The organism is Halomonas sp. AOP13-D3-9 (genome assembly GCF_052379125.1).
Classification (GTDB): domain Bacteria; phylum Pseudomonadota; class Gammaproteobacteria; order Pseudomonadales; family Halomonadaceae; genus Vreelandella.
In genome coordinates this window covers 239492-263476 of record NZ_JBQSYH010000003.1, presented here as the reverse complement: position 1 = coordinate 263476, position 23985 = coordinate 239492, and the positions used below count along the sequence as shown (strand labels likewise).

25 protein-coding genes are annotated in these 23985 nt (G+C 56.4%); 12 read left to right on the top strand and 13 right to left on the bottom strand.

The features are described 5' to 3' along the window. Positions 1-42: 42 nt before the first annotated feature. Positions 43-1056 (top strand): nickel/cobalt transporter, encoded by a 1014-nt coding sequence (locus ACT3UM_RS04955; protein ID WP_498896640.1) that lies wholly within the window; start codon positions 43-45, stop codon positions 1054-1056. 8 nt (positions 1057-1064) lie between these two features. Here ACT3UM_RS04955 and ACT3UM_RS04950 read toward each other — a convergent pair whose 3' ends face one another. After that, positions 1065-1484, bottom strand: coding sequence for an HIT domain-containing protein (locus ACT3UM_RS04950; RefSeq protein ID WP_498896638.1), 420 nt, complete (start codon positions 1482-1484; stop codon positions 1065-1067). 174 nt (positions 1485-1658) lie between these two features. On the opposite strand from ACT3UM_RS04950, the gene ACT3UM_RS04945 reads away from it, so the two are divergent. After that, on the top strand, positions 1659-1790 hold the full coding sequence (locus ACT3UM_RS04945; RefSeq protein ID WP_498896636.1) for an entericidin A/B family lipoprotein: 132 nt from the start codon (positions 1659-1661) through the stop codon (positions 1788-1790). A gap of 101 nt (positions 1791-1891) precedes the next feature. Next, positions 1892-2263 (top strand): I78 family peptidase inhibitor, encoded by a 372-nt coding sequence (locus ACT3UM_RS04940; protein ID WP_498896634.1) that lies wholly within the window; start codon positions 1892-1894, stop codon positions 2261-2263. On the opposite strand, the gene ACT3UM_RS04935 is transcribed toward ACT3UM_RS04940, so the two are convergent. Continuing rightward, the gene (locus ACT3UM_RS04935; RefSeq protein WP_498896632.1) at positions 2260-2865 is read right to left on the bottom strand and encodes a LysE family translocator; all 606 of its coding nucleotides are present in this window, start codon (positions 2863-2865) and stop codon (positions 2260-2262) included. The genes ACT3UM_RS04940 and ACT3UM_RS04935 overlap by 4 nt on opposite strands. Positions 2866-2961: 96 nt before the next feature. Here ACT3UM_RS04935 and ACT3UM_RS04930 point away from each other — a divergent pair, with 96 nt between their 5' ends. Continuing rightward, on the top strand, positions 2962-4356 hold the full coding sequence (locus ACT3UM_RS04930) for an aminotransferase-like domain-containing protein (protein ID WP_498896630.1): 1395 nt from the start codon (positions 2962-2964) through the stop codon (positions 4354-4356). A gap of 1 nt (position 4357) precedes the next feature. On the opposite strand, the gene ACT3UM_RS04925 is transcribed toward ACT3UM_RS04930, so the two are convergent. The 7 genes from ACT3UM_RS04925 to ACT3UM_RS04895 form a co-directional block, all read right to left on the bottom strand. After that, positions 4358-5362 carry an ion transporter gene (locus ACT3UM_RS04925; protein WP_498896628.1) on the bottom strand — a complete coding sequence of 335 codons (1005 nt, stop codon included), beginning with the start codon at positions 5360-5362 and terminating at the stop codon, positions 4358-4360. A gap of 34 nt (positions 5363-5396) precedes the next feature. Further along, the gene (locus tag ACT3UM_RS04920) at positions 5397-5933 is read right to left on the bottom strand and encodes an acyl-CoA thioesterase (RefSeq protein WP_498896626.1); all 537 of its coding nucleotides are present in this window, start codon (positions 5931-5933) and stop codon (positions 5397-5399) included. Positions 5934-6020: 87 nt separating this feature from the next. Continuing rightward, on the bottom strand, positions 6021-7331 hold the full coding sequence (locus ACT3UM_RS04915) for a short-chain fatty acid transporter (RefSeq protein WP_498896624.1): 1311 nt from the start codon (positions 7329-7331) through the stop codon (positions 6021-6023). Positions 7332-7483: 152 nt separating this feature from the next. Then, complete coding sequence (locus ACT3UM_RS04910; RefSeq protein WP_498896622.1) at positions 7484-8773, bottom strand: MATE family efflux transporter; 1290 nt, start codon at positions 8771-8773, stop codon at positions 7484-7486. A gap of 5 nt (positions 8774-8778) precedes the next feature. Continuing rightward, positions 8779-9027: a YfhL family 4Fe-4S dicluster ferredoxin gene (locus tag ACT3UM_RS04905; protein ID WP_035585565.1), complete on the bottom strand. Its 249-nt coding sequence runs from the start codon at positions 9025-9027 to the stop codon at positions 8779-8781. Positions 9028-9100: 73 nt separating this feature from the next. After that, entirely contained in the window at positions 9101-9595 is a 495-nt protein-coding gene (coaD, locus tag ACT3UM_RS04900) for a pantetheine-phosphate adenylyltransferase (RefSeq protein WP_498896620.1), read from the bottom strand. Then, entirely contained in the window at positions 9592-11475 is a 1884-nt protein-coding gene (locus tag ACT3UM_RS04895) for a beta-ketoacyl synthase (protein ID WP_498896711.1), read from the bottom strand. The genes coaD and ACT3UM_RS04895 overlap by 4 nt, the downstream gene beginning before the upstream one ends. A 217-nt stretch (positions 11476-11692) precedes the next feature. Between ACT3UM_RS04895 and trmB the strand changes: the two genes are divergently transcribed. The 6 genes from trmB (at position 11693) to ACT3UM_RS04865 (ending at position 18571) form a co-directional block, all read left to right on the top strand. Beyond that, entirely contained in the window at positions 11693-12358 is a 666-nt protein-coding gene (trmB, locus tag ACT3UM_RS04890) for a tRNA (guanine(46)-N(7))-methyltransferase TrmB (protein WP_498896618.1), read from the top strand. Beyond that, entirely contained in the window at positions 12355-12684 is a 330-nt protein-coding gene (locus ACT3UM_RS04885; protein WP_035585558.1) for a DMT family transporter, read from the top strand. The genes trmB and ACT3UM_RS04885 overlap by 4 nt, the downstream gene beginning before the upstream one ends. Before the next feature lie 9 nt (positions 12685-12693). Continuing rightward, entirely contained in the window at positions 12694-14166 is a 1473-nt protein-coding gene (dacB, locus tag ACT3UM_RS04880; protein ID WP_498896615.1) for a D-alanyl-D-alanine carboxypeptidase/D-alanyl-D-alanine endopeptidase, read from the top strand. A 34-nt stretch (positions 14167-14200) separates the two neighbouring features. Next, positions 14201-14572 carry a diacylglycerol kinase gene (locus ACT3UM_RS04875; RefSeq protein WP_035585554.1) on the top strand — a complete coding sequence of 124 codons (372 nt, stop codon included), beginning with the start codon at positions 14201-14203 and terminating at the stop codon, positions 14570-14572. A 48-nt stretch (positions 14573-14620) separates the two neighbouring features. Then, positions 14621-17608 (top strand): bifunctional [glutamate--ammonia ligase]-adenylyl-L-tyrosine phosphorylase/[glutamate--ammonia-ligase] adenylyltransferase, encoded by a 2988-nt coding sequence (gene glnE / locus ACT3UM_RS04870; RefSeq protein WP_498896613.1) that lies wholly within the window; start codon positions 14621-14623, stop codon positions 17606-17608. Between the two features lie 69 nt (positions 17609-17677). Further along, a complete protein-coding gene (locus ACT3UM_RS04865; RefSeq protein ID WP_498896612.1) occupies positions 17678-18571 on the top strand; it encodes an AEC family transporter in 894 nt (297 codons plus the stop codon). A 27-nt stretch (positions 18572-18598) separates the two neighbouring features. Here ACT3UM_RS04865 and ACT3UM_RS04860 read toward each other — a convergent pair whose 3' ends face one another. Further along, positions 18599-18970, bottom strand: a complete 372-nt coding sequence (locus ACT3UM_RS04860) for a hypothetical protein (RefSeq protein WP_498896610.1) — start codon at positions 18968-18970, stop codon at positions 18599-18601. Positions 18971-19199: 229 nt separating this feature from the next. Here ACT3UM_RS04860 and ACT3UM_RS04855 point away from each other — a divergent pair, with 229 nt between their 5' ends. Further along, on the top strand, positions 19200-20825 hold the full coding sequence (locus ACT3UM_RS04855) for a BCCT family transporter (protein ID WP_498896608.1): 1626 nt from the start codon (positions 19200-19202) through the stop codon (positions 20823-20825). 85 nt (positions 20826-20910) lie between these two features. Then, entirely contained in the window at positions 20911-21063 is a 153-nt protein-coding gene (locus ACT3UM_RS04850) for a hypothetical protein (protein ID WP_498896606.1), read from the top strand. A gap of 40 nt (positions 21064-21103) precedes the next feature. On the opposite strand, the gene ACT3UM_RS04845 is transcribed toward ACT3UM_RS04850, so the two are convergent. The 3 genes from ACT3UM_RS04845 to ACT3UM_RS04835 are packed head-to-tail and all read right to left on the bottom strand — an operon-like array spanning position 21104 to position 23850. Then, positions 21104-22390, bottom strand: a complete 1287-nt coding sequence (locus tag ACT3UM_RS04845) for a GGDEF domain-containing protein (RefSeq protein ID WP_498896605.1) — start codon at positions 22388-22390, stop codon at positions 21104-21106. Further along, complete coding sequence (locus ACT3UM_RS04840) at positions 22387-23139, bottom strand: substrate-binding periplasmic protein (RefSeq protein WP_498896603.1); 753 nt, start codon at positions 23137-23139, stop codon at positions 22387-22389. Before ACT3UM_RS04840 ends, ACT3UM_RS04845 begins: the two co-directional genes overlap by 4 nt. A gap of 6 nt (positions 23140-23145) precedes the next feature. Beyond that, positions 23146-23850, bottom strand: a complete 705-nt coding sequence (locus ACT3UM_RS04835; RefSeq protein WP_498896601.1) for a substrate-binding periplasmic protein — start codon at positions 23848-23850, stop codon at positions 23146-23148. Between the last annotated feature and the right edge of the window lie 135 nt (positions 23851-23985).

Below are 23985 nucleotides of genomic sequence, written 5' to 3'. Positions count from 1 at the left end.
AGATATGTTATCTTGTAACATTTTTTGCGTTGGAGCGTTAAGATGTCCTTAACAAGGCCCTTCACACGTCACTTAGGGTTAATGCTGGGCCTGTTGCTAGTCGCAGCAGTGCTTATCATTGTTTGGCAAGGCGGTTTTCAGAGCGTTAGCTATCAGCTACTTGGCTGGCAGCGTGATCTGCACCGCTCGCTAACGCTGGCGATTACCGAATTGTCGCGTACCCCCAGTATGGCAACGTGGGTGAGCTTGCTGAGTGTTAGCTTCGCCTATGGCGTCTTTCATGCCGCCGGTCCGGGGCACGGTAAAGCCGTCCTGGCGACCTACTTAGCCACCCACGGTGGTGCGGTAAAGCGCGCCCTGGGGCTGTCGTTTGCCGCCTCTTTGCTGCAAGGGGTGACCGCCATTGCGCTGATTGTGGTGCTGGTTTACGGCCTGGGCTGGATCACTCGCCAGGCCATGGGTAGCGTTGCCTGGGTGGAGCAGGCCAGCTTTCTGCTGGTGGCGGCGCTAGGGGCGTGGCTATGCTGGCGAGCCGTCAAGCAATTGCGGCGAGCCTATCAGCCTGAGCGAGCGGCTCATGCGTACAGCCCAGGCCACGAGCATCATCAAGACCATGATCATAGCCACTGTTGCGGCGGTGCCCACCATGTTGAGCCGCAGCAGGCGTTAGATTGGCGTACGGCGATAATGACGGTCGGTGCCATAGGCATGCGCCCATGCAGCGGGGCAGTGTTAATGTTGGGGGCGGCTAGCCTGCTCGGCCAGTTCGCAGTCGGCGTGGCGTCTGTTGTGGTTATGTCGCTGGGCACGGGGCTCACGGTGTCAGCACTCGCACTGACCAGTATTTTAGCCCGCGGCTGGGCGCAGCGGCGTTTGTCCAAGCAGCAGCACAGCCAGCGCAGTGTACAAAAAGCCACCGGCTGGATGGCCCTGGCCGGTGGTACGCTGATTGTCGTACTGGGCATCTCACTTAGCGTCGCGGGTATCGCCCAGCCTGCGAGTGGGCCACTTCTCAACGAGCCACCTGCGCGGCAAGGCCATCCATTAACGGGGTAGCGGTTAGGCTATATATCCAGTCCATCGATAAGCGCCAGCAGTTGGTCGCGTAACTGCGCTTGGTCATCCAGATCGTAAGGTTTAGGTGAGCCGTTGCCCCATACTGGGGCAGGCCAGGTTGCATCGCTGTGCCGACGGATAACAACGTGTACATGCAGTTGGCTAACCACATTGCCGAGCGCGGCAATATTAACTTTGTCCCCACCCAGCGCTTCTTTCATTGCGTCGCCTAGCTGAGTGGCTTCACGCCAAAGCTGCTGCTGGTCATTGGCAGAAAGCTCAAACACTTCACTGATAGAAGCGTGGCGCGGTACTAAAATCACCCAGGGATAACGCGCGTCGTTCATTAGCAGCACGCGGCTTAATGGGAGCTCGGCGATAGGTAAGGTGTCGGCGGCAAGGCGTTCATCCAGCTCGAAATTGATCAAATGTTAGACTCCAGACAGTGGTTTGGATAATGGCTAGTATAGTCGCCGCGAAGTGAATTAGGGAAAGCGAGCGCAATTGCCAAAACGCTGTTACCCTGAAAAAACTCCCAAGTGGCAAATTACGTTGCCAGTGGAGTTTCCCGATGTTGAATGACTCGTTAAGGAGAACGGAAAATGAAAAAATTATTGGCCATGAGCTTTATGCTGCTGATGACGGCGGGTGTTCTAACTGGTTGTAACACCATCGCTGGCGCTGGCCAGGATGTGCAAGAGGGCGGTCAAGCCGTTCAAGATGCGGCCAGTTAAGCTGCACTAGCACGATAATGTTCATCACTGGGCCGGGCAAATGCCCGGCCCAGTGGCGAGTCGCGCCTGTATTCCATAACCTGCTATCTGGAGATTCACGGATGAAGCCTTGTATGACCCTGGTCAAGCTTGCCCTTGTAAGTGCCTCTGCAATACTGCTAACAGCGTGCGTTAGCTCCCAAATGCCGATTTCCCCAGCCAACGACGACGTAGATGCAGCGCCACCGCCGCCAACGGGAGGGTCTAACGGATCTAATCAAGAGCAGGCAACTGCCTGCGATCTTGATGCTATCCAATCCGCCATCGGTGAGCCCTTCGTTGAATCGATGGGGTCGCAGTTAAAAAGCGATAGCGGTGCTCGACAAGTGCGTGTGCTGCGCCCTGGGGATATGGCTACCATGGACCACCGCCCGGATCGTTTGAATATTCATCTTGATGATCAAGATGTCATCGAGGAACTTCGCTGCGGCTAACCTAAGATCAGTAAGACGCAGGCGGCGGTCAACACCCCCATCGTCATATTGAACGCCCGCCATGCGCCGTCGCTTTTGATCCACTGCCCAATCGCACTGCCAAAGGCGGCCCACAAAGCGATGCACGGCAGTCCCACTAGCTCAGCAAAGCCTGCAAGCACTAGCGCGTTGACTATCGGCGGGCCGTTTTCGGGTAGAAAGCCTGCCATCAATGCCAGCCCCATCACCCATGCTTTAGGATTGGCGAACTGAAAAGCCGCCGCCTGCCAGAACGTAAACGGTACGCTATGGGCTTGGACGTTAAGATTGGGCGGCGGCGCGCTGGCGATTTTCCATGCCAAGTAGAGCAAATAGGCGCTGCCGACCCAGCGTAGTGCGGTTTGAATCGCCGGGTAGCGTTCAAACAGCACCCCCAAGCCCAGCGCTATGCCCGCAAAGAGTAAAAAGCAGCCACCTAAAATTCCCCACATATGCGGCAGCGTGCGCTTAAAGCCGAAGTTGGCGCCAGAAGCGGTGAGCATAACGTTATTTGGCCCAGGGGTAAGCGTCATCGACATCATATAGAGCGCGGCCGGACCGAGGATTACCCATTCGCTGTTCATTTTTTGTATCCATACAATTATGATTGAGTATTGCTTTAAAGCGGCTATTGTTAGCATAATGGGGATTAAATTAACGTCAAAGGTTTTATTGTCACCATGACAATGTGGGTGCCTTCGCTCGCTGAGTTTTCTGGTTCACGCTATCGCGCTATTGCCAGCGCCATTGAAGCCGCTATCCAGGCAGGTGAACTACTGCCTGGGCAGCGCTTGCCCCCCCAGCGCCGTTTGGCAGATGCGCTAGGGGTGACCATCGGCACGGTAACCCGGGGTTACGCTGAAGCTGAACGCAGCGGTTGGGTATCGGCACGGGTGGGGAGCGGCACCTATGTGAGGAGCAAAACGCAGGACAACGCTGTTAGCCTAACGTTTCCTGCTGATGAAACGGCCGGTGTGATCGATTTAAGTCTTAGTCTGCCTCCGCCCCACCCGTTGCGACAGTCGCTGTTGAGCGAAGCGTTGCTCGCCTTAAGCCAATCCGGGGCAGCATTAGCGCGGGGTGTGACCTACCAAGAGTCTCAGGGGCGTCGCGAGCATCGAGAGGTGCTGGCTCGCTGGCTAAATACCTTAGGCATGCCACTGATGGCTGATGAACTGCTGATCACCCAAGGTGGCCAACACGGCATTAGTCTGGCGCTCAGCACCTTGCTGCGGCCGGGCGAGCTGCTGGCTGCCGATGCCTTGACCTACCCCGGTGCCATCAGCGCAGCGCAGCAATTTCATCTCAAATTGGTAGGGATTGGTCAAGACAGCGAAGGGATGCGCATGGATCTGCTGGAGGCGCAGTGTGCCCGGCAGCCGCCGAGAGCGATTTATCTTACGCCGGAGCAGAACAACCCCACCGGCGCGTGTTTAAGCGCGCCGCGTCGCGAACAGCTGGTGGCGCTGGCGAGGCGCCATGATATCTGGTTGATTGAAGACGGCGTGCAATATCTACCCGCTGAGCAGCGCGGCACGCCTCTGTATAAACTTGCGCCGGAACGCACGCTGTTTGTGTTTAGTACCGCTAAAGTGTTGGCGGGAGGGCTGCGAATTGGCGTGCTGCGGGCGCCTAAACGTTTGCACGAGCGGCTAGCGACTGGCCTGCGCGCCCAGAGTTGGATGGTGCCGCCACTAATGGTCGACGTGGTCTGCCACTGGATTAACCAAGCCGCGGCTGAAAAGCTACTCACCTGGCAGACTCAAGAGTTAGCGGAGCGTCAACAGTTGGCCGCCCAGTGGCTGCAAGGGTTTACCCTAAGCGGGCGTTCCCACAGCAGTAATGTATGGTTGACGCTGCCAGAGGGAAGCCGGGCTGTAGAGTTGTGTGATCGGCTACTGCAGCGGGGCGTTAAGGTAAGCAGCGCGGAGCCCTTTTGTGTAGGCAGCACCCCCGCACCCCAAGCCATTCGTCTATGTGTTGGGGCCGCGGCGGATCGCAGCGAGCTCATTCAGGCATTGGGCATTGTCGCCGCCTGTTTGGGCGAGCGCCCGTTAGCCCCCGCCACCTTGTGAATTATTCATAGCGGTCTTTCCAGGCTTGGTGGCTTATCTGGTCTTTAAGCATTTCGAGGACGTCATACAGCACCTGCTCGGTAACGCGATTGCTGCCTTCGTCAACCGTTAGCCAAGTGTCGAAGCCGCTGTCGGCGGTGCGCTCAACTAACTGCCTAAACTCGTTGGAATGAATACCTAGCAGCAGCTCATCGACTAGTCGTTGGGCGACACCACTGAGTGATGCCTCCATAGCGCTGGTGGCCTGCTGCCCCATGGGCAGGCGGTTAAGGCGCTGAATCTCGGGGCTTTCCCGCAGCGTACGGCTAACCAAATCGCTGATCGCCGCCATAATGGATTGACGGTTGTGCTGGTACGCTTTGCCGATAGTGCTCTCCAACCGCTGCGCAATCTCATGAATCAGCTGCGACTTGCGGGGCATGATCACACGTTCAATCACGCGCTCGGTCAGCGAATCGCTGGCGCGTATCTGCTGCTGTACATTGCCCAACAGCCGTAGTGCGATACGGTCGGAAAGCTCCTCCAACAGGATATCGTAATACTTGGCAACAAATTGATAGACATACCAGTGGGTAACATCAATAAGACCGAGGCGATGCAGCCGATTGATTAACGATACCACGCGTAGAATACGTAGCAGGCGGAAGCCTGCGAGGGGAATGCAGCCCAGCACGTCATACCAGTGTACGAAGGGGTAGAAAAACCAGCGGTGGTAGCGCCGTTCGGCAATGGCAATTGACCAGCCCAGCAGTACATCGGCGATAAAAAAGCTGACAAATACCAAGTCGATGGTGATGAAACGGCTATGAATCACCTCATCGTAGAAAGTATGAAAACCGGGCGCGAGGTTGGCGATGCCTTGGTTAATAGGGCCGAGTAGAAACAGTGAATCAAACAGCAGGAGTGCGAGGTTAATCACCACCAGCGTCAGAATGAAAAAATCCCAACCAATATGGGCGTATTCAACCGCTTTAGGCAAGTGCGGGTAGCGTTCCTTGGCGGGCATACGAACTCCTTGTCGTTGGATGGGGCCTCGAGGGCTATGTTGTTGACTGGGTCTCAGGCGGGTACTGATGCTGGGTAAACAGCTCTTCTTTCTCGGCCTGTTTGCGTAACTTCTTGCGTAAAGCCGCCTTTTCAAAGCGTAGCTGCTGTAAGGGGGTTGCCAGGCTGAGCGGCGGTACGCTGGCGGGTGTTCCGTCCTCATCCACCGCGACCATGGTCAGGTAGCAGCTGTTGGTATGACGGATCAGCTTATTACGAATATCTTCCGCTACCACCTTAATGCCCACTTCCATTGACGAGCGGCCAACATGATTGACGCTGGCTAAAAAGGTCACCAGCTCGCCGACATGAATCGGCTGTTTAAACAGCACCTGATCCACCGACAGTGTCACCACATAGTGGCTCGAATAGCGGCTGGCGCAAGCATAAGCGACTTCATCGAGCTTTTTAAGAATCGCGCCACCATGCACTTTACCGCTGAAATTTGCCATATCGGGCGTCATCAGTACGGTCATGGAGAGTTCATGCTGCCCAGGCAGGGCAGCGTTCGCGTTGAGTTCGGCGTCTGTCATACGGTGCTCCTGCGGTTATTTGCTACGCTTAATGACTGCCCCTTCCGCAGGGCAGCCGTTGGCTATTGATTTAAAACGATGCGCTTATTAAAACCACAATAGGCCCACGGAGATGATAATACCGGTGATAAAAAGCTGAATCAGGCAGAAGCCCATAATATCTTTGGCCTTCAGCCCGGCAATGGCGAGTACCGGTAGCGCCCAGAAAGGTTGCAGTAGGTTGGTCCAGGCATCGCCCCAGGCCACGGCCATGGCTACCCGTGGAATATCAGCCCCCAGGGCCTCAGCGGCAGGCAGCATCACTGGCGCTTGCACAGCCCACTGGCCGCCGCCGGAGGGGATGAACAGATTGACAATCCCGGCGCTGATAAACGACCAGAATGGCAGTGTCGTGGCAGTGGCAAAGGAGACCAGCCACTCGGACATGCTTTCTGCCAGCCCAGACTGAACCATAATGGCCATAATGCCCGCATAAAAGGGGAATTGAATGACAATCCCAGCGCCGCCTTTAATCGCTTCGTTCAAGCTATTGAGCAGGTTGCGGGGCGTGCGGTGCAGCACAATGGCCAGGAACAGAAACAGGAAATTGACGACGTTAAGGTTTAAACCGCCGCCGCGCAGCAAAAAGTGATCAAGCAAGAACAGCAGCCCCGGCACGCCAACCAGCAGGGCAAGGGTCATGCTGTTTTCCAGGCGCTCCGCCGGGCGGGTAAGGCGACCAACCGGTTCCGGCTCATCATTCAGCACGCTGGGGTCGACGTAGACGCTATCCTTCTCATCCGGCAGCATCATGCGGTTTACCAACGGAATGGCAATAAACAGGCAGACCACGATGCCGAGGTTAAATAAGGCGAAAATCGTTGAGCCGGTGCCAATCACGCCAATCTGGTCGGCGGAAAAATGCCCTTCGGTGGCGATGGTCAGCGGTATCGAACCCGCCAAACCGCCGTGCCACACCACAAAACCAGAGTAGGCGCTGGCGACGAGTAGCCGGTAGTCAACGCGGATCAGCCGGGCCAGCTCTTTGGCAAAGAGTGCCCCGACTACCAAGCCAAACCCCCAGTTAATCCAACTGGCCGCCAATGACACCAGCGTGACCAGGATAATAGCGCCGCCGGGAGATTTAGCGGTGCCAGCGATTTTCTGCAGAATACGTTTTACTGGCGGCGAACTTGCCAGCATAAAACCGGTGACCAACACCAGCAGCATCTGCATCGAGAACGTCAGCAAGCCCCAGAAGCCATCGCCCCAGAAGCGCAGCACCGCCAGGGGTGTTTGGCGCTCAATGGCGATGGCGGCGATCGAGGCAATTAACGTTAGCAGCAGCACGAAAATATACGGATCGGGGAGATAGCGCTCTACCAGCTTTACCGCCGGTTTTGAGATCATTTTAAGCATGGGATGCTCTCTTTATTCATTATTAGGAAGTGGCTAAGCAAGGTCTTGGAAGTGCAACGACATAGCTAATATACGGGTGAGTCGGGAATTTTTCACGTTGAAGCTGCCCGCTTAAAATCACGTTAACGTAGTTGTCATTAATTGTGTCTGTTTTAGCGCCAATGGTTTAACCGATAGTGGCGATAGTAGACAATTAGCACCGCCGAGCGAACCAGCGTAAACAGCATAAACGAAAGCCACAGCCCATGATTGCCCAGCCCCTGGGTTAGCCACCAGACGGGAAGGTAGGCGGCCAGGCCAATAAAGATACTGTTGCGCATTTCACGTACCGCGGTGGTGCCAATAAACACCCCATCCAGCAGATAGCTCCATACAGCGATCAGCGGCATAACCACCATCCATGGCAAATACTGTGCCGCGGTCGCGCGCACCTCTTCTAGGCCAGTGAGCAGCGCAATCAATGCATTGCCGCCTAGCGCGAACAACAGGGCGGCGGTACCCGCTGTCCAGAATGAGAAACGCGCAGCAGCGCGCACGGTGGTCGCAAACTCACGCCAATCCTTGCGCCCATAGGCGCGCCCAATCAGCGATTCGGCGGCATGGGCAAAGCCATCCAGAGCATAGCTGGTGAGCATAATAAATTGCAGCAGGACAGCGTTGGCAGCGAGCACCGTATCACCCTGACGCGCGCCTTGGGCGGTAAAGAACGCCACGGCAAATAGCAGGCCGAGGGTACGCACAAACAGGTTGGCGTTGACGTTAAATAGCGCTGTGTAGGCCGCCAGTGCCAGCAGACGCTCGCGCAAAAAATGGCCCTCTAGTCGGGCTAGCTGGCGCAGCACTAAGTAGCTGCCGAAGGCCAATGCACTATAGTCGGCGATCACGCTGGCCCAGGCCACGCCATTGCTGGTCATCCCTAGGCCCACCACGAACCATAAATCCAGCACGATATTAACGCTGTTGGTGAGCAGCAGAATCATTAGCGTGACGCGGGAATTCTGTTGGCCCAAAAACCAGCCCAGAATGGCGTAGTTGGCAAGCACCGCGGGCGCAGACCAGAGGCGAATATGGGCGTACTCTCGCGCTAAGTGGGTGGCTACTTCGCTGCCATCTAACAGCCACAAACCCAGCGTAATCAGCGGTGAGGCAAACACAATCAGCAGGCTGCCGATCACCAGCGCCATGATCAGCGATTGCCCCAGTAGATTGCGCACATCCGAGTCACTCTCGCGGCCCATGGCTTGGGCGACTAGCCCTGTGGTGCCCATGCGCAAAAAGCCAAAGCCCCAGTAGAGGAAGCTAAACAGTGTAGCGCCGAGGGTGACGCCCGCTAGATAGCGGGAGTCGGGCAGGTGCCCGACCACAGCGGTATCCACCAGCCCAAGTAGCGGGACGGTGATATTAGAAAGGATGATTGGCCAGGCGAGGGCCCAAATCCGCATGAGGCTTAGGCCGCAGTGATGATGCGGTACTTCTTCATTAGCTGCTCTTGGGTCTCGTGGCGCTCAGGGTCAAGTGGAATGCAGTCCACCGGGCAGACTTGCTGGCACTGAGGTTCGTCGTAGTGACCGACGCACTCGGTGCATAGGTTTGGGTCGATGACGTAGATCTCCTCGCCGGGGGAGATAGCATCGTTGGGGCATTCGGGCTCGCAGACGTCGCAGTTAATGCATTCGTCGGTAATCATCAGGGCCATGGGCGTACCTCGCAGATGGCGTTCGCACTCAGGCTATCAAATACCCGAGTGTTTTGCTCAACAATGACGTTGGTTAGCTAGTGTAGTGGTTACGCAGCGCTTCGGCGACCTGTGGATGCACCAGAGGGGAAATATCGCCACCCAGCTTGGCAATTTCGCGCACCATGGTTGAGGAGATATATGAATTTTCCACTGCGGGGGTTAAAAATACGCTCTCCAGCTCCGGATTCTGCGCCCGGTTCATATTGGCCAGCTGCAGCTCGTACTCAAAGTCGGAGACCGCGCGCAGGCCGCGCAGAATGATCGTCGCCCCCTGCTCATGCATCATGGTGGTGAGCAGGGTCGAAAAACCGATTACCTCAACGTTGGGCAGCGACGCACACACCGTTTTGGCCAGCGCTATGCGTGTTTCCAGGTCGAGGTGGGGGCTTTTGCCGGGGCTTGCCGCCACGGCGATGACCACTTTGTCGAACATGCGTGCACCACGTTCAATGAGATCAAAATGGCCGTTGGTGATAGGGTCGAAGGTGCCGGGGTAAACGGCGATATTCAGCTTGCGCGTGCTCATTCCTCGCTCTCCTCGTCCAGGCGGCCAAACGGATTGTCGCTGGTTAATGAGACGGCATGAGCGTAACCGGGGATATGAATCCGATCCGCATGAATGTCCAGCTCTGGGCCTTCGAGTACCGCTTCGCCAAACTGGTAGCGTGGTGCGTAGTGGCCAAAGTCTGCCTGGGCAAGGTAGGCCGCTGCTGCTTCGCGGGTTGCGACCCGACGCGTTTTCCAGGCGCTTACCGCTTCTGCGCCGTGGCGCTGAGTCAGCAGGCGCTCGGTGACTGCAGGTGACAGCACCACGCCGGTGGCATTGTTGCCGCCGAAGCCCTTGGCGTTAATAAAGGCAGCGTCTGCACGAAATGTTTGTGCCGTTTGCGAGAAGCGTAGCCGTTCGGCATACACATCGTCGGCGACGGCATCCAGGGTAGGGATGCCTGGCAGCAAGTCGTGGGCAAAGCTGCCCAGGGCGCTTGCCAACTGGTCTCCCGCCGCGGAGCCTTGGGAGTGACCGATAAAGGCTTTGATGGCCACCACCGGCCAGTCGTTAATGCCGTTGGCGCGGGCGATTTCGTCGAATACATGGGATTCGGTAATGCGGTTTTTGGGGGTGCTGGTGCCGTGCGCATGCAAAAAGCTGCGCTCTTTAAGGGCTTTTTCACCCAGCATATCGCGCACCAGCGCAGTCGCTTTACCCAGGGTGATGTAATTACCAATCCCCGGCGCCGAAATCGAGCGCTTGTAACCGTCAGCATTGACGAATACGTCAGGCACTGCGCCGAGAATATCCGCGCCGACTTCCATTGCCAGCGCATCGTCCATCAGCAGCACAAACTGGCTGGCTTCCGCCATGGTAAAGCCGCAGTTGCGCGCAAAGGGGCGGCAGGCGCGCTGGTAGTCGCTGTCGGTGAGTAGCTCCAGCGCATCCAGGGCTTTCAGGCCCGCGTCGTCGGCCAGCGCGCCCATGGCCCTGAAGCCCTCTATAATCTCCGGCGTAATGGGGGCGTCCGCGGTGCCGACCATCACCACACGGCGGCGTCCGGCGCGAATGTCGTCAATGCCCAGCCGCAGGTTGTAGAGAAAACTAGCGCAAGCGCCAAGAGCCGCCCCGGTGCCGCCCACGCTGCCGAGTACATAGGCATTCAAAAAGTCGGCGGGCATCTGACCATAGCCCAGCGGCATCTGCTTGGAGGTGGCACGCTGGCCGCTCACCAGGCTTTTCAGTAAGCCGCCCCAGCCCTGATCGTCTAACTGACCAATGGAGTTACCCGCGTACACGGCAATATGATCCGGGTTTAACTGCTGACGCAGCGTCTCCCAGGAGAGGCCGCTGGCGCCCAGGCAGTCGCTGGCGCCAAATACCGCCAGCGATAGGCCGCGGGGGTGGTGCACACTGCGGTAGAGGCTCGCCGGGTCAAAGCCGCTGGGTAGCTGAGCCGCCGCGCGAACCTTGGGTGGCTGGGCGTCGGGCAGCAGTACTTCCAGCACCCCGGCGGGTACACTGACTTCTACCTCGCGGGCATCAATATCGCGTATCTGCCAATCAGCGGGCAAATTTTCAGGCAGTTGGCGGCGGCGCAGGGTAAAACGTAGCGGCTCGGCCAACTGCATGCTGGCGTGCCGATTAGACGGCATGCCGGGAGCTAGAAAGCGCGGGTCTTCATTGCGGCGGATCAGGGTGTGGTTCAATACCTGATCACGCAGCGATTGAGCCGGGGCCTCTATGGGGTGGCCTTGACTGTCGTGCCACCCTTTTTCGGAGTGCTCTACTAGACGCATAAGCGCCGCCAAGCCTTCAAGTGTTTGGCGTTGCTGGTCAGCAGGAAGGGCATCAAGCACAGTGCGGCGGAAGGCCTGATGGCCAGAGGTTCTGCCAGCGGGATTGATGCCGCCCATGCCGACAATCACCGGTAAGTGTGACAAGCCGGGTTCCTCTTAATACGGTGGTGGTAACAATTATTGGCAACGGTCATGGCAGATTTGGCCCAGTACCATGCGCTTAATAAGGTCACTAATAAATTCGTTAGGCGTGATCATAGCACCGGGTGCGCAACGGCGTCATGCCGCAAGCGTTCGAGACTGATAGAATTACGCTTTTCAGCCGAGTGATGGCATGCAGCATAATTCTCGAACAGTGACGTCTAATCAGCCAGGCCCGCACCAGGATTTGGCCCGCCGAGTCAATCGCGCGCTGGCCCATCCACTACGTAAACCGATCGCCGAACACACCCAGGGTAATTTTGCCCAGGCGGCTGAGTGGTTAGCTAGCCGTCAAGCACCGTTGATACTGGATTCAGGCTGCGGTGTGGGGGTATCGACACGCCAACTGGCGGCGCAGTTCCCCGGCCATGCGGTGATGGGCATTGATCGCAGCGAAGATCGCCTGGGGCGTGATCACGGCAAGCTGCCAGACAACGCATTGCTGGTAAGAGCCGATCTTGTCGACTTTTGGCGTTTGGCCTACCAAGCTGGCTGGGCGCCTGAGTATCACTTTCTGCTTTATCCCAACCCTTACCCCAAGGCGGGACATCTAAAAATGCGCTGGCATGGGCATGCGGTTTTACCCACACTGTTGGCGCTTGGTGGGCGCCTTGAATTGCGCTCCAACTGGTCACTTTATGTTGAAGAGTTTGCTTTGGCGGTGGCCCAGGTAACCGGTCAACAGGCAGCGGTGACTGAAATTGCGCCTAAAAACGACTATTTAACGCCGTTCGAGGCTAAGTATGCTCGAAGTGGCCAAGCACTGTGGCGTTTATGTGTTGATTTGGAGCGAACATGACGTTTGTTTATTTGGTGTTGGCGATTGTGGCCGAAGTGATCGCCACGAGTGCCCTAAAGGCCTCCTTGGGATTTACCCGCCCGCTGCCCAGCGTGGTGGTCGTGGTGGGTTACGGGCTAGCCTTTTATTTGCTCAGCCTGGTACTGCGTACGCTGCCGGTGGGGGTCGCCTATGCAATTTGGGCGGGCCTAGGCATTGTGCTGGTCACCTTAGTCGGCATAGTGGTGTTCGGTGAAAAGCCTGATTTACCGGCGGTAGTAGGGATTAGCTTGATAGTCGCCGGTGTAGTCATGCTGCAAGTGTTTTCTAAAATGAATGTGCATTGAGGTATCGTAATGGGTCGTTTTGCTCGTAAGCGTATGCGGCGCTGGTCGCTGGTGACCGGTGTTGCCACGCTGGCGCTGTGTGCCAGTACCAGCCTGCTCGCCGATTTTAATCGCCTGGGTCAGCTGCAAAATAAAGGCTTTTCGATTAGCGCCGAGGCCCGCCTTTTGGATGCTGACTCAGGCGCCAATGCACTGTTAGGCAGCATCACCCCGGATCGCCAGCTGTCACCCGCTTCGGTCACTAAAGCCTACCTATCCGCGGCGGCGCTGAACCGTTTTGGCCCCCAACACCGCTTTACCAGCCAACTGGTCAGCACAGCTAGCATTGATAATGGCGTGCTGCGCGGCGATTTGGTGTTTGAGGGCGGTGGGGACCCGGGCCTCACCACTGAAAATCTGTGGCGTTTGGTGCAGCGTTTACACTTAGCCGGGGTACGCGAGGTTGATGGGGCTTTGGTGGTCAGCCAGTGGCGCTTTGGGTCGGTGGACTGTATTACCACCGACCGCTGCAATGCGCTCAATCGGGTCGCCAATGCGTATAGCGCGCCGCTCTCCTCGGCAGGGGTTAACTTCGGCAGTTGGTGCGTCAATGTCGCCCCTGCCACTAGCGCCGGGGCACCTGCCCAGGTGGGGCTGTGCGATAGCCAGACATCGCTGATTACCATCGATAACCAAGTCGTCACTCGACCGGCTAATAGTGGTACTGAGATTAGCGCTGAGCGTATCACTGATGAGCGCGGCGACGTGATGCGGCTGACGGGGCAGATTTCTACCAATGCCACTGCCCGGGATGTCTATCGTGGCGCGGGGGATGCCGCCGAAACCACCGCACAAGTGTTGATGGGCATGTTGAATCAGGCGGGGATACAGGTGCGCGAACCGTGGCGCGTCAGCTCGTCTCAACCGCCCGGCAGTGCCCAGCGTTTGGCCGCGGTGGACAGCCAACCACTGCAAGAGCTATTGCTGCGCATCATGAACTACTCCAATAACTACATGGCTGATGTGCTGGCGCTGGATCTCGTCGAGACGCCCCAGGCGCAGCTACGCCAAGCCGGCCAAGCGATTGAAACGTTCGCTCAGAGCCTGCCCGGGCACGGGCCGTTAACCCTGTACAGTGGCAGCGGGCTGACCACTGAAAACCGCACATCGGCCCAGGGCGTTAACGTGATGCTGGAAAATATGTTTCGTCAAAGCAGCCTGTTTCCCAGCTTTGTGGCGGCCTTTCAGTCGCCAGCTAACGGGGTAATGCGCTTTATTCGGCGAGGTTCCTCCACGTTTCAAAACAACGTCATGATCAAAACCGGCACGCTTAACCAACCCTTTGCCGTGCGCGCAGCAGCGGGCTATTTTCGCACCGCGCAGGGGCGTTGGGGGGTGTTTAGCGTTATGGTCAATGGTAACAGCAGCACGCCGTATTTAAGCTGGTCTGAAGTGCTGGATCCGTTGTCACTGGATCTAGAAGCAATGATATTAGCCAACTAATCAAACTCCACGCTCACAAGGTGAGGCGACTTGCATGAAACCTGGGCATACCGGTTTAACCCATTTGGTTCACTCCACGCGTTATTCGTGGAAAGGCTTAAAAGCGGCGTTTAGAAACGAAGCGGCTTTCCGCCAAGAGGTAGGCATTACGGTAGTGTTGCTACCCTTCGCCTGGTGGATTGGCGAAGGCCCCATCAGCTGGCTACTGCTGGTGAGTAGCCTGTTTTTTGTCCTCATAGTAGAGCTGCTTAACAGTGCGATTGAAAATGTCGTTGACCGGATCGGCACCGAGCACCACGAGCTTTCTGGAAGGGCCAAGGATATTGGTTCGGCGGCGGTGATGCTGTCGCTGATGATGGCCGGCCTCACCTGGGGGCTATTGGGCTGGGAAAAATTCTTTGGCTAAGCTGAGTTAAAAGCCGCACTTTTTTAACACGCTGTCAGCGAGGTCATTATGCAAGCATTTAAAGGACTTAGGAACGACGATTTTTTACCGTTGTCGACGCTGCCAGCGTCGTTACAAAAAGCCACTCAATCCGCCTGGAAGCGGCTAAGCGAGGCGCTTGCTCAAGCCGACAATGTCGCCGAGATGACCAAACAGGAACTCCCTTCTAGTAGCTGGCAGGGGCTATCGGAGCAGCGCCGTGAAGCGCTGGCTAAAGTGCTGGCGATTTCGACCTTTGCGCTGGATACCCTGGTGCGTTTTCCTCACTGGCTGGTTGAGCTGGATATAGCCGGAGAACTGGATGTAAACCCTGGGCGTGATGAGCTGGCCAGTTGGCTGAGTGAGTCGCTTGAGAGCGCCGAGGACGAAGAAGCCCTGCAGCGGGCGGTTCGCCGTTTTCGCCGCAAGCGTATGCTGGGGATTATTTGGCGCGACCTTAACCGTGCTCCCGGCCATCGCATGTGGGATACCGCCAGGGCAGTATCCGAGCTGGCTGAAATTTGTTTAGAGGCGGCATTAACCTGGCTTGAACAGTTTTATGCGCCGCGTTGGGGCTTGCCTGCCCCTCGGCAGGACGGCACGCCCCAGCGGCTGGTGATTCTGGGCATGGGCAAGCTGGGCGCGGGAGAACTGAATCTCTCTTCCGATATCGATCTGATCTTTGCCTTCCCTGAAAAAGGCGAAACCCAAGGCGGGCGCAAGCCGTTAGAGCATCAGGAGTACTTTACCAAGCTGGGGCAAAAGCTGATCGCCGCGTTAGATGCCATGACCGCCGACGGCTTCGCTTTCCGCGTTGATATGCGCTTGCGGCCGCTGGGGGACGGCGGCCCGTTGGTGGGCAATTTTGCCATGCTCTCCAGCTATTACCAGGACCAAGGCCGCGAGTGGGAGCGCTACGCGATGTTGAAAGCGCGCCCGGTCGCCGGGGATCTAGACGCGGGCGACGAACTTCTGGCCGGGCTGCGCCCCTTCGTGTATCGCAAATATCTCGATTTTGGCGCCATTGAGTCGCTGCGCGAGCTGAAGGCGATGATCAACCGCGAAGTAAAGCGCAAAGGCATGCAGAGCAATATCAAGCTCGGTCCCGGCGGCATCCGCGAGGTAGAGTTCGTGGTGCAAGCGTTTCAATTGATTCGCGGCGGCCGCGATACGGAGCTGCAGGTGACATCGCTGAAAACGGCGCTCAATCGCCTGCCCGAGCTAGGCCTGCTGCCCCAGGAAGTGGTTGATGAGCTGCTGCCTGATTACGCCTTTTTACGCGATGTGGAGCATGCGCTCCAGGCGCTGGAAGACCGCCAGACGCAAACTCTGCCCAGCGATGACAGTGACCGCGAACGGGTAGCCTTCGCCATGGGCCATGAAGACTGGCCGGGGCTGGTCGCCCAGCTTGATGAGGTGCGCGAGCGAGTGCGCCAGCACTTTGATGCCGTGATTGCCGACCCCGAGGAGGATGTCGACGAGGCCAATGATGATAGCCAGCTTGGCTTGGCCCAGTGGCGGCTTATTTGGCGCGGCGAGTTAGAGGCGGAGGAGGCCTGCGCGCACCTCGCAGAGGCGGGTTTCCACGCCCCTGAAAAAGCCTTGAAGCGGCTGCAGAGCCTTTACCACTCCCGGCAAGTGCAAAGCATGCAGCGAATTGGCTTTGAGCGCCTGGATGCGTTAATGCCGCTACTGCTGGATGCCGTGGCAGACAATGACGCACCGGATACTGCGCTGGTGCGGGTGCAGCCGCTGATTGAAGCCGTGCTGCGACGCACCGCTTATCTAGCGCTGTTGCGCGAAAACCCTCAGGCGCTTGAGCACCTGATGCGCCTATGCGCCGCCAGCCCATGGATCGCCGAACAGCTGTCGCGCTACCCGATCCTGCTCGACGAGCTGCTAACCCCTGAAACGCTGTATACCCCCGCCGATAAAGCGCGCCTGGCCGATGAGCTGCGTCAAACGCTGAATCGCCTGCCAGAGGATGATGAAGAGGCCCAGCTAGAGGCGCTGCGCGTTTTCAAACACGCGCAAACGCTGCACGTGGCGGCGTCGGATATCGCGGGCACGCGACATCTAATGAAAGTAAGCGATTACTTAACCTTTATCGCCGAAGTGATTCTCGATGCCGTGTTAGCCATGGCCTGGAAACATATTACCCGTAAGCACGGCGTTCCTAAGGGGCTGAACGCAGGAGAGGCTGAGTTTCTGATTATCGGCTACGGCAAGCTGGGGGGCATTGAGCTTGGCTATAGCTCGGATTTAGACTTGGTGTTTCTGCACGATAGCGATGGACAAGGCGCGACCGACGGCCCACGGCCCATTGATACAGCGGTGTTTTTTACCCGCCTGGGGCAGCGGATTATTCACCTGCTTACCGCGGTAACGCCCACCGGCACGCTTTATGAAGTGGATATGCGCCTGCGGCCATCGGGAAATTCCGGGCTATTGGTGACATCGCTCAAAGCCTTTGCCGATTACCAGCGTCAGAATGCCTGGACCTGGGAGCACCAGGCCTTGGTGCGTGCCCGAGTGGTGGCGGGTAGCGCTGCGCTGGCCGAGAAGTTCAGCCAGTTGCGGGGCGATATCCTAGGCGCTGAGCGCGATAAAGCTGCGTTGCGCGAAGAGGTGGTCAAGATGCGCCACAAAATGCGCGACCACCTGGGTAGTAAAACCACCAGTAACACTTTCAATATCAAACAAGATGCGGGCGGTATGGTGGATATTGAGTTTCTCTGCCAATACGCGGTGTTAGCACTTGCTCACCAAACCCCTGGGTTACTGACCTACAGCGATAATATCCGCATTCTAGAGAGCCTGACCGAGAGTGGGCACTTACCTGCAGAAGAGGCGGAGCGCCTTCGCGAGGCTTATCTGGCTTATCGTAGTGCTACCCATCGAGCGGCGCTTACCGGTGAAAAAGCGCTTAGCGACGGTGAAGAGTTCCGTACTCATCGCGATATCGTCACCGCGCTCTGGCAGCGTTTTCTTGAGCCTTCCAGCGCTGATAACCACTAGTCAGACGGCTTTTTTCCCGACTAATCAGGAAGAAACAGTGATAACAAGGAATAGGGCAGGGTGGCCCGTATGATTGGACATATTCTGGCCACGCTACTGCCGGTGTTTTTAATCGCCGGTTGTGGCGCTGTCTATGGGCGCTACCGTACGCCGGATATTCGCAGTCTCAATACGCTCAATATGGAGCTGTTCGTTCCGCTATTGGTATTCGCTGTGCTGGCCGACCGTCAAGCGCCGTTGGCAGAATATGCCTGGCTTGCTACGGCGGCCATTGCGGTAGTGCTTGGCTCGGGGGTGGCGTTGTGGCCGCTGGCCAAGTGGCTAAAGCTGGATAGCAAAATCTTCCTTCCCCCGATGATGTTCAACAACGCCGGTAATATGGGCGTGCCGCTGCTGGTTTTGGCGTTTGGTGATGAGGCGCTGCCCGCGGCGGTGGTGGTATTTATCGTTGAAATGCTGCTGCACTTTTCGGTGGGACTTTACATGCTCAACCCGCGCACCTCACTGTGGCGAATGCTGCGCATGCCGATTGTGCTCGCGAGCCTGGCGGGCTTGGCGGTGAATATCAGTGGGCTACCGCTGCCAGGCTGGCTGCTAGAGGCGATGCATATGCTGGGCGGGGTATGTATTCCGCTAATGCTGTTTGCGTTGGGGGTGCGGCTGTTGGAGATCGACTTTAGCGACTGGCGTACTGGGATTCTGGGAGCGATACTCTGCCCGCTGTCCGGGTTAGTGATTGCCTTGCCGTTAATGTGGCTATTGCCGCTCAATGCATTGCAGGCAGCAGTGCTGCTGGTGTTTGCAGCGCTACCACCTGCGGTGTTGAATTATTTGGTCGCAGAGCAGTACCAGCTAGCACCGCAAAAAGTGGCTTCGCTGGTACTGATTGGTAATCTGGGGAGTTTAGTTGTAATGCCGCTAACCTTGGCAGCGGCATTCACGTGGGTATATGCACCGATTTAACCGGCGGTGGAATGAATGACTAACTTTTTAACGATCACTTTTGACTTCATAACTGCCTTCTAACGCGTCCTGATGGCCTGGACGATGTTGCGCAGAAGCGTGAGGGTTTGTATTCCCTTCAGAGTAGCCACCGCCGATATCCTGCGCCTGCTGGGCGCGCATCTGCTCCATACGTTTTTTCATTTTATGCCTTACAAACGGCATCATTGCCCAGCCAATCAGTAAGAAAAACAGGCCGAGTACCACGCCGACTATCATTAACGCGCCAAACGCCAACCATGTGAACAGCAGCTTTAGGCTGCCTGCCAAGCCGGTCGGTTGGGTTTGCGCAGCACGGGCGCGCCATTGGTTTGCCGCTTGCCATGCAGCGTTGCGTTGGTCGCGATTCATCTGTGGCATAAGAGCCTCCATCGGTTATTCGCACCCATTGGAACACAATTGATCTAGCAAGTTCACTGCTGGGCAATAGTGCGGAGGTGTGTCGACTATACCTACGATTATCTGCGTACAGTGCGATTAGGTTTTTCAACTGTTACCATTAAGCTGTACAGGACAAGTTTAGCTGTACAAGCATGCGGATAGTTGCGCAGTGCTTTTCTAAACAGAGCTCATCTAACAGGACGGTTATATGGCTAATCATGGAGGCAAGTCGGTCTTCATCGCATCAGTGGTGATTATCTTTGGCTTGGTAATTGTTGGAGCGTCGTTTCCTGAAGGGTTTGCTAACGCGGCAGAGGGTGCGCTGACCACCATTACCGGGCTATTCGGGTGGTTTTATCTATTCTCAGTGTTCGGTTTTGTGATCTTTCTATTTGGTCTGGCCATGAGCAAATATGGCAAGGTGCGTTTAGGTCCTCAGGACAGTCGGCCCAACTATACGTTTTTCTCGTGGATCAGCATGCTGCTGGCCGCAGGCTTTGGTGTCGGGCTGGTGTTCTATGGCATGGCTGAGCCTATGTTTCACTTCATTGAGCCGCCTTATGGCGATAGAACCGCCGAAACCGAAGCGGCAGCCCGCTACGCGATTCAATACAGCTACTTTAACTGGGGGATACACCAGTGGGCAGCCTTCTCGATCGTCGGTTTGATTATTGCCTATTTTCAGTTTCGTAAGGGGCAGGCTGGGTTAGTCTCTTCCGTGCTGTCATCAATTACGGCTAAGAATCCTAAAATTCGCCCCTACGCTTCCTGGTTGGATGTGTTTGCGGTGGTGGCCACGGTGATGGGGGTTGCTACCTCGTTGGGCTTGGGTGTGCTGCAGATGAACGGTGGTTTAAACGCCGTTTTTGGCCTGCCGGAGAACGGTTTTTGGCAGTTTGTGATTCTCTTCGTAATGTTCTGTGCCTATATGGCATCGACTTGGTCGGGCTTGGATAAAGGTATTAAACGCCTCTCTAACCTCAATATGATTCTATGTATCGGGCTAATGCTGTATGTGCTGTTCACTGGCCCGACCGTGGCGATACTAGAGACCATCACGGTGGGCATTGGTGACTATCTGCAGAACTTTATTGGTATGAGCCTGCGCATTTCGCCCTATAGTGATAATGAGTGGGCGAGCAGCTGGACGATTTTCTACTGGGCCTGGGTCATTGCCTGGTCGCCCTTTGTCGGCACCTTTATTGCCCGGGTATCCCGTGGCCGTACCATCAAAGAGTATGTCTTTGGGGTGCTGTTTGTGCCGCCGCTGCTAGCCTGTTTGTGGATCGGTGTGTTTGGTGGCGCGGCGCTGCATATGGAGTTGAATGGCACCGATGTGGGGCTTGCGGCTGCGACCCAGGATAATATCACCGTCGCGCTATTCGAGATGTTTGAGTTAATGCCCTTCACGGGCGCGCTGTCAGTGGTCGCGATGCTGCTGATCTTTATTTTCCTGGTGACCTCCGCGGACTCGGCCTCGTATATCGTGGCGCAAATGACCGATAATGGTTCGATCAATCCGCCGCTTTACAAGCGCGTCATTTGGGGGGTGCTGATCGCCGCTATCTGCCTGACGCTGATCGCCTCGGGTGGCTTAACCGGTCTTCAGTCGGCCTCGGTGCTATCAGCACTGCCGTTCACCTTTATCCTGTATATGATGGTGTTTGTGTTAGTCCAGGAGCTACGCGCAGACCGCAAAGCCATGCTTACCCAGCTTTATCGTCGCCATGGCGAAACGCCGGTGGGCGCCGACGCCTTTGAAGCCGAGCTATTAGGTGAGGAAGAGCGCTTACGCCGTGCCCCGAGTGTGGTCAACCGGCGCATTAATAGTTAGCATCACTCATCAGCACTAATAAAAAGTAACCAAGCCTGGGGTTGCGGGGCGGGGTAATTCGGGAGCAGTGACACATGAAGCGAACATGCTAATGGCGCGGCAAGGGCGCCATGGCGCGACGCGAAGGCGATCCAAGGGGGTTGCCTTTGATCGCTGGCTAGATCGGGTAGTGACAGTGGCGGTGCTAACGGCGATGGTCATTGGTCTGGCTGCTGTGGCTGCGCACTGGCTACTCTAAAACGCTTGCTCTCAGCAATGTTGGTGCTTAACGCCTGGCTTTATGCCGGGCGTTTGCGTGTCTCGACCCGGTTTCGGCCCAGTCGTTTGGCGCGGTAGAGGTGCTGGTCGGCGCGTTCTATCAGCGCGTCAGCGCTAATCAAAAAGCCGGGCGACATGCTGGCAACGCCCATGCTAACGGTGAGGTCTGAGTGGGTGCTTGAAAAAGCGTGGGGAATGGCCAGCGACAGCACGGCTTCGCGCAAGCAGTTGGCAATGCTGACTGCGTCGTCATGATCCTGGTCCGGCAGTACACAGACAAACTCTTCGCCACCGTAGCGGGCGAATAAATCCCTGGCGGGGTCGATACACTGATTGAGCGCATTAGCCACCGCGCGTAGCGTATCGTCACCCATGGCGTGACCATAGTGATCGTTAAACTCTTTAAAGTTATCGATATCGATAAAAATCACTGAGAGCGGCTGCTGCGTTTGCTGTGCCAAGTGCCAGTGGTGTTGATAGAACTCATCAAATTGGCGACGGTTCGCCACGCCCGTTAAGCCATCCATATTAGAGAGGTGATGGAGTTGGTCGCGCTGTTCCAAGCCTTGCTGAAACGCTGTTAGCAAATGATCCAAACTATCCACCAGATGACCCAATTCATCATACTGATGGCCCTTCAGCGCTGGCTTGGTCCATTTTCCAGGTTGGGTGGGGTCCGTTTGGGCAATAGCTGCGTGTACTTTGAGCAGGGGTCGGGTAATGAAAAGATGAAAAAAGGTGATGATGACAAGGCTTAGAATAAACGCCTCTAAAATACTCACCCCAACCACCGTATAAATACGCGCCAAAAACTGCTGGGTTAAGTAGCCTTCTGCCAGCATCAGTTCAATTTCACCGACGACCGCTTCCGGCATATCGCTGCCCATGTAATAAGCGAGGGAAGTTCGATAGTGCAGTATATCGCCAAATAAGTACTGGCTGAACCAGGTCGAATCAGCCTGTTTGGGCCTATCAAATTCAGCTAGCGCGCGGCCAAAATCGTCACGAATCGACACCCATGCGACCTCATTGTTATTAAATAGCCCGTAGGCAATTTGGTGGGCGAGGTCGGGGTTAAGCTGGAAAGCGGCTTCAGCTGCGGCGCCGTTGACAATCGCCAGTTGATGGCTGATTCGTTGTTCGGTCTCCTGGCGGATGTGGGTAGCGTGGCTGAGCAGTTCAATACTGCCCGCTATACCACTAATCAACATGGCAATCAGCAGTGTGAGTAGCGCTTGCTTGGTGGTCAGGCTGCCTTTTTTAGGGCCGGGGGCTGAGAGAGGAATCCGCGGGCGGGGGCTGATCACTGGCGCTCCTCCTGCATATTGCGGTGCAGGGTATCCAACTGCGTTTGCAGTCGCGCCAGCAGCGCTTCAGACACACTGGGGTGGCAAGCGAGATAGAGGGGGGTGCGGTAAAAGGTAAACAAATGCGCTAACGCGATGTCCTGTTCTTGTGCCATAAATTCACCGGTTGCTTTACCTGTCACGATCACATCTAGCAGGCCCGCCTTTAAACGCGCGATATTTTCTCGCTCCGTAGGAGCAAGGAGAACATTAGTGCCGTTAGAGGCAACGTAATCGCCTACGGCATCTTCGCGAAAACCGCCCACTCGCCAAGCGCTAAGCTCAGAAAGTGAATCGATGCGGAGTCCGCGCTCGGCTAAACTAAACGCAGCCCACTCATTGACCACCAGCGGCCCCACCCAGTGAAACAGCGCTTCACGCTCCTGGGTGCGGGTCGTGGAGTAGACGCAGTGATTATCACGTAAGCGTGCTTCAGTGTAAGCGCGTGCCCAGGGCAGTAGCCGAAAATAAGCCTTGATGCCTGCTTGGCGTAGCGCATTCCGTAGCAGCAACGTTGCACTGCCGATAATTCGCCCTTGGTCGTCCAAATAGTTGAACGGTGGGTACTCTTCAGTGTTGATCGTTAGCGGCAGTGTTTCTGTTGAAGCCTCTAGCGGCATCGCAGAGAGTGGCATACCGTAGCTGCCGAGCGTAGTGAGCAGAGCAACGCCCATGCGGTACCGCCATCGGCGAGTAACGTCATTAGCCATCGTCAACTACCTCTGGGGCCGTTCCGCTATCACCTTGTCTAATGCCTGCTGCATCAGCGTTACCAAGCGTTGGTCGGTGGCTTGGTTTATGGCAAAGTATAGCGAAGATTCACTGAGAGTGTGTATCGGGATTAAATCATCTTGAGGATAACCTTCGGACTCCGCTATCCAGGCTGCCACATCTTTACTATAAGCCCATAAATCAACGCGCCCGCGGGTCAGCATATTGAACGCGCTGCGGTTATCAATGGCGGGTACCAGTAAGTGTTCAGGGTAGCCTGCTTCCAGCAGCGCCTGGGCGCCAATATCTTCGCGAATGACCACCACGGTCAGGTCACGATCAATCGCCTGCGTCAAAGACTCAATCGTCACCGGTGCGTCGCGATGGGCAAGTAGTACGACCCGATCTTGAGCAATCGGCCCCACCCAGTGAAAACTGGCTTCTCGGGCTGGGGTGCGAGTGGTTGAGAACAGCACCGTGTTAGGCTGACTTAGCACCAGCTCATAGCCGCGAACCCAGGGGTAGTAGCGCACGTCATCGCGGCTGAGAGGCGTCTTAGTGGCCGCAAAAATAGCCTCTAATAAATCAATTGATATACCGGTTAATTGTTGATTATCGATATAGTTATAGGGTGGGTACTCTTCAGTAATAAAGGTTAATGCCGCCAAGCTGTCGGGCTCATCAGCCTGTCCGTTTGCGACGATTGCCATCCAGAGGCATAGCGCGACCACCAACCTGACTAAGGGTTGTCGGTACAATGGCCGTAGAGATGACTGGGCTAATCCCATCGCAGTTTTATCCGTATTACTGATCTATCAATCAAACTTAGAGCAACGCTGGTCGGC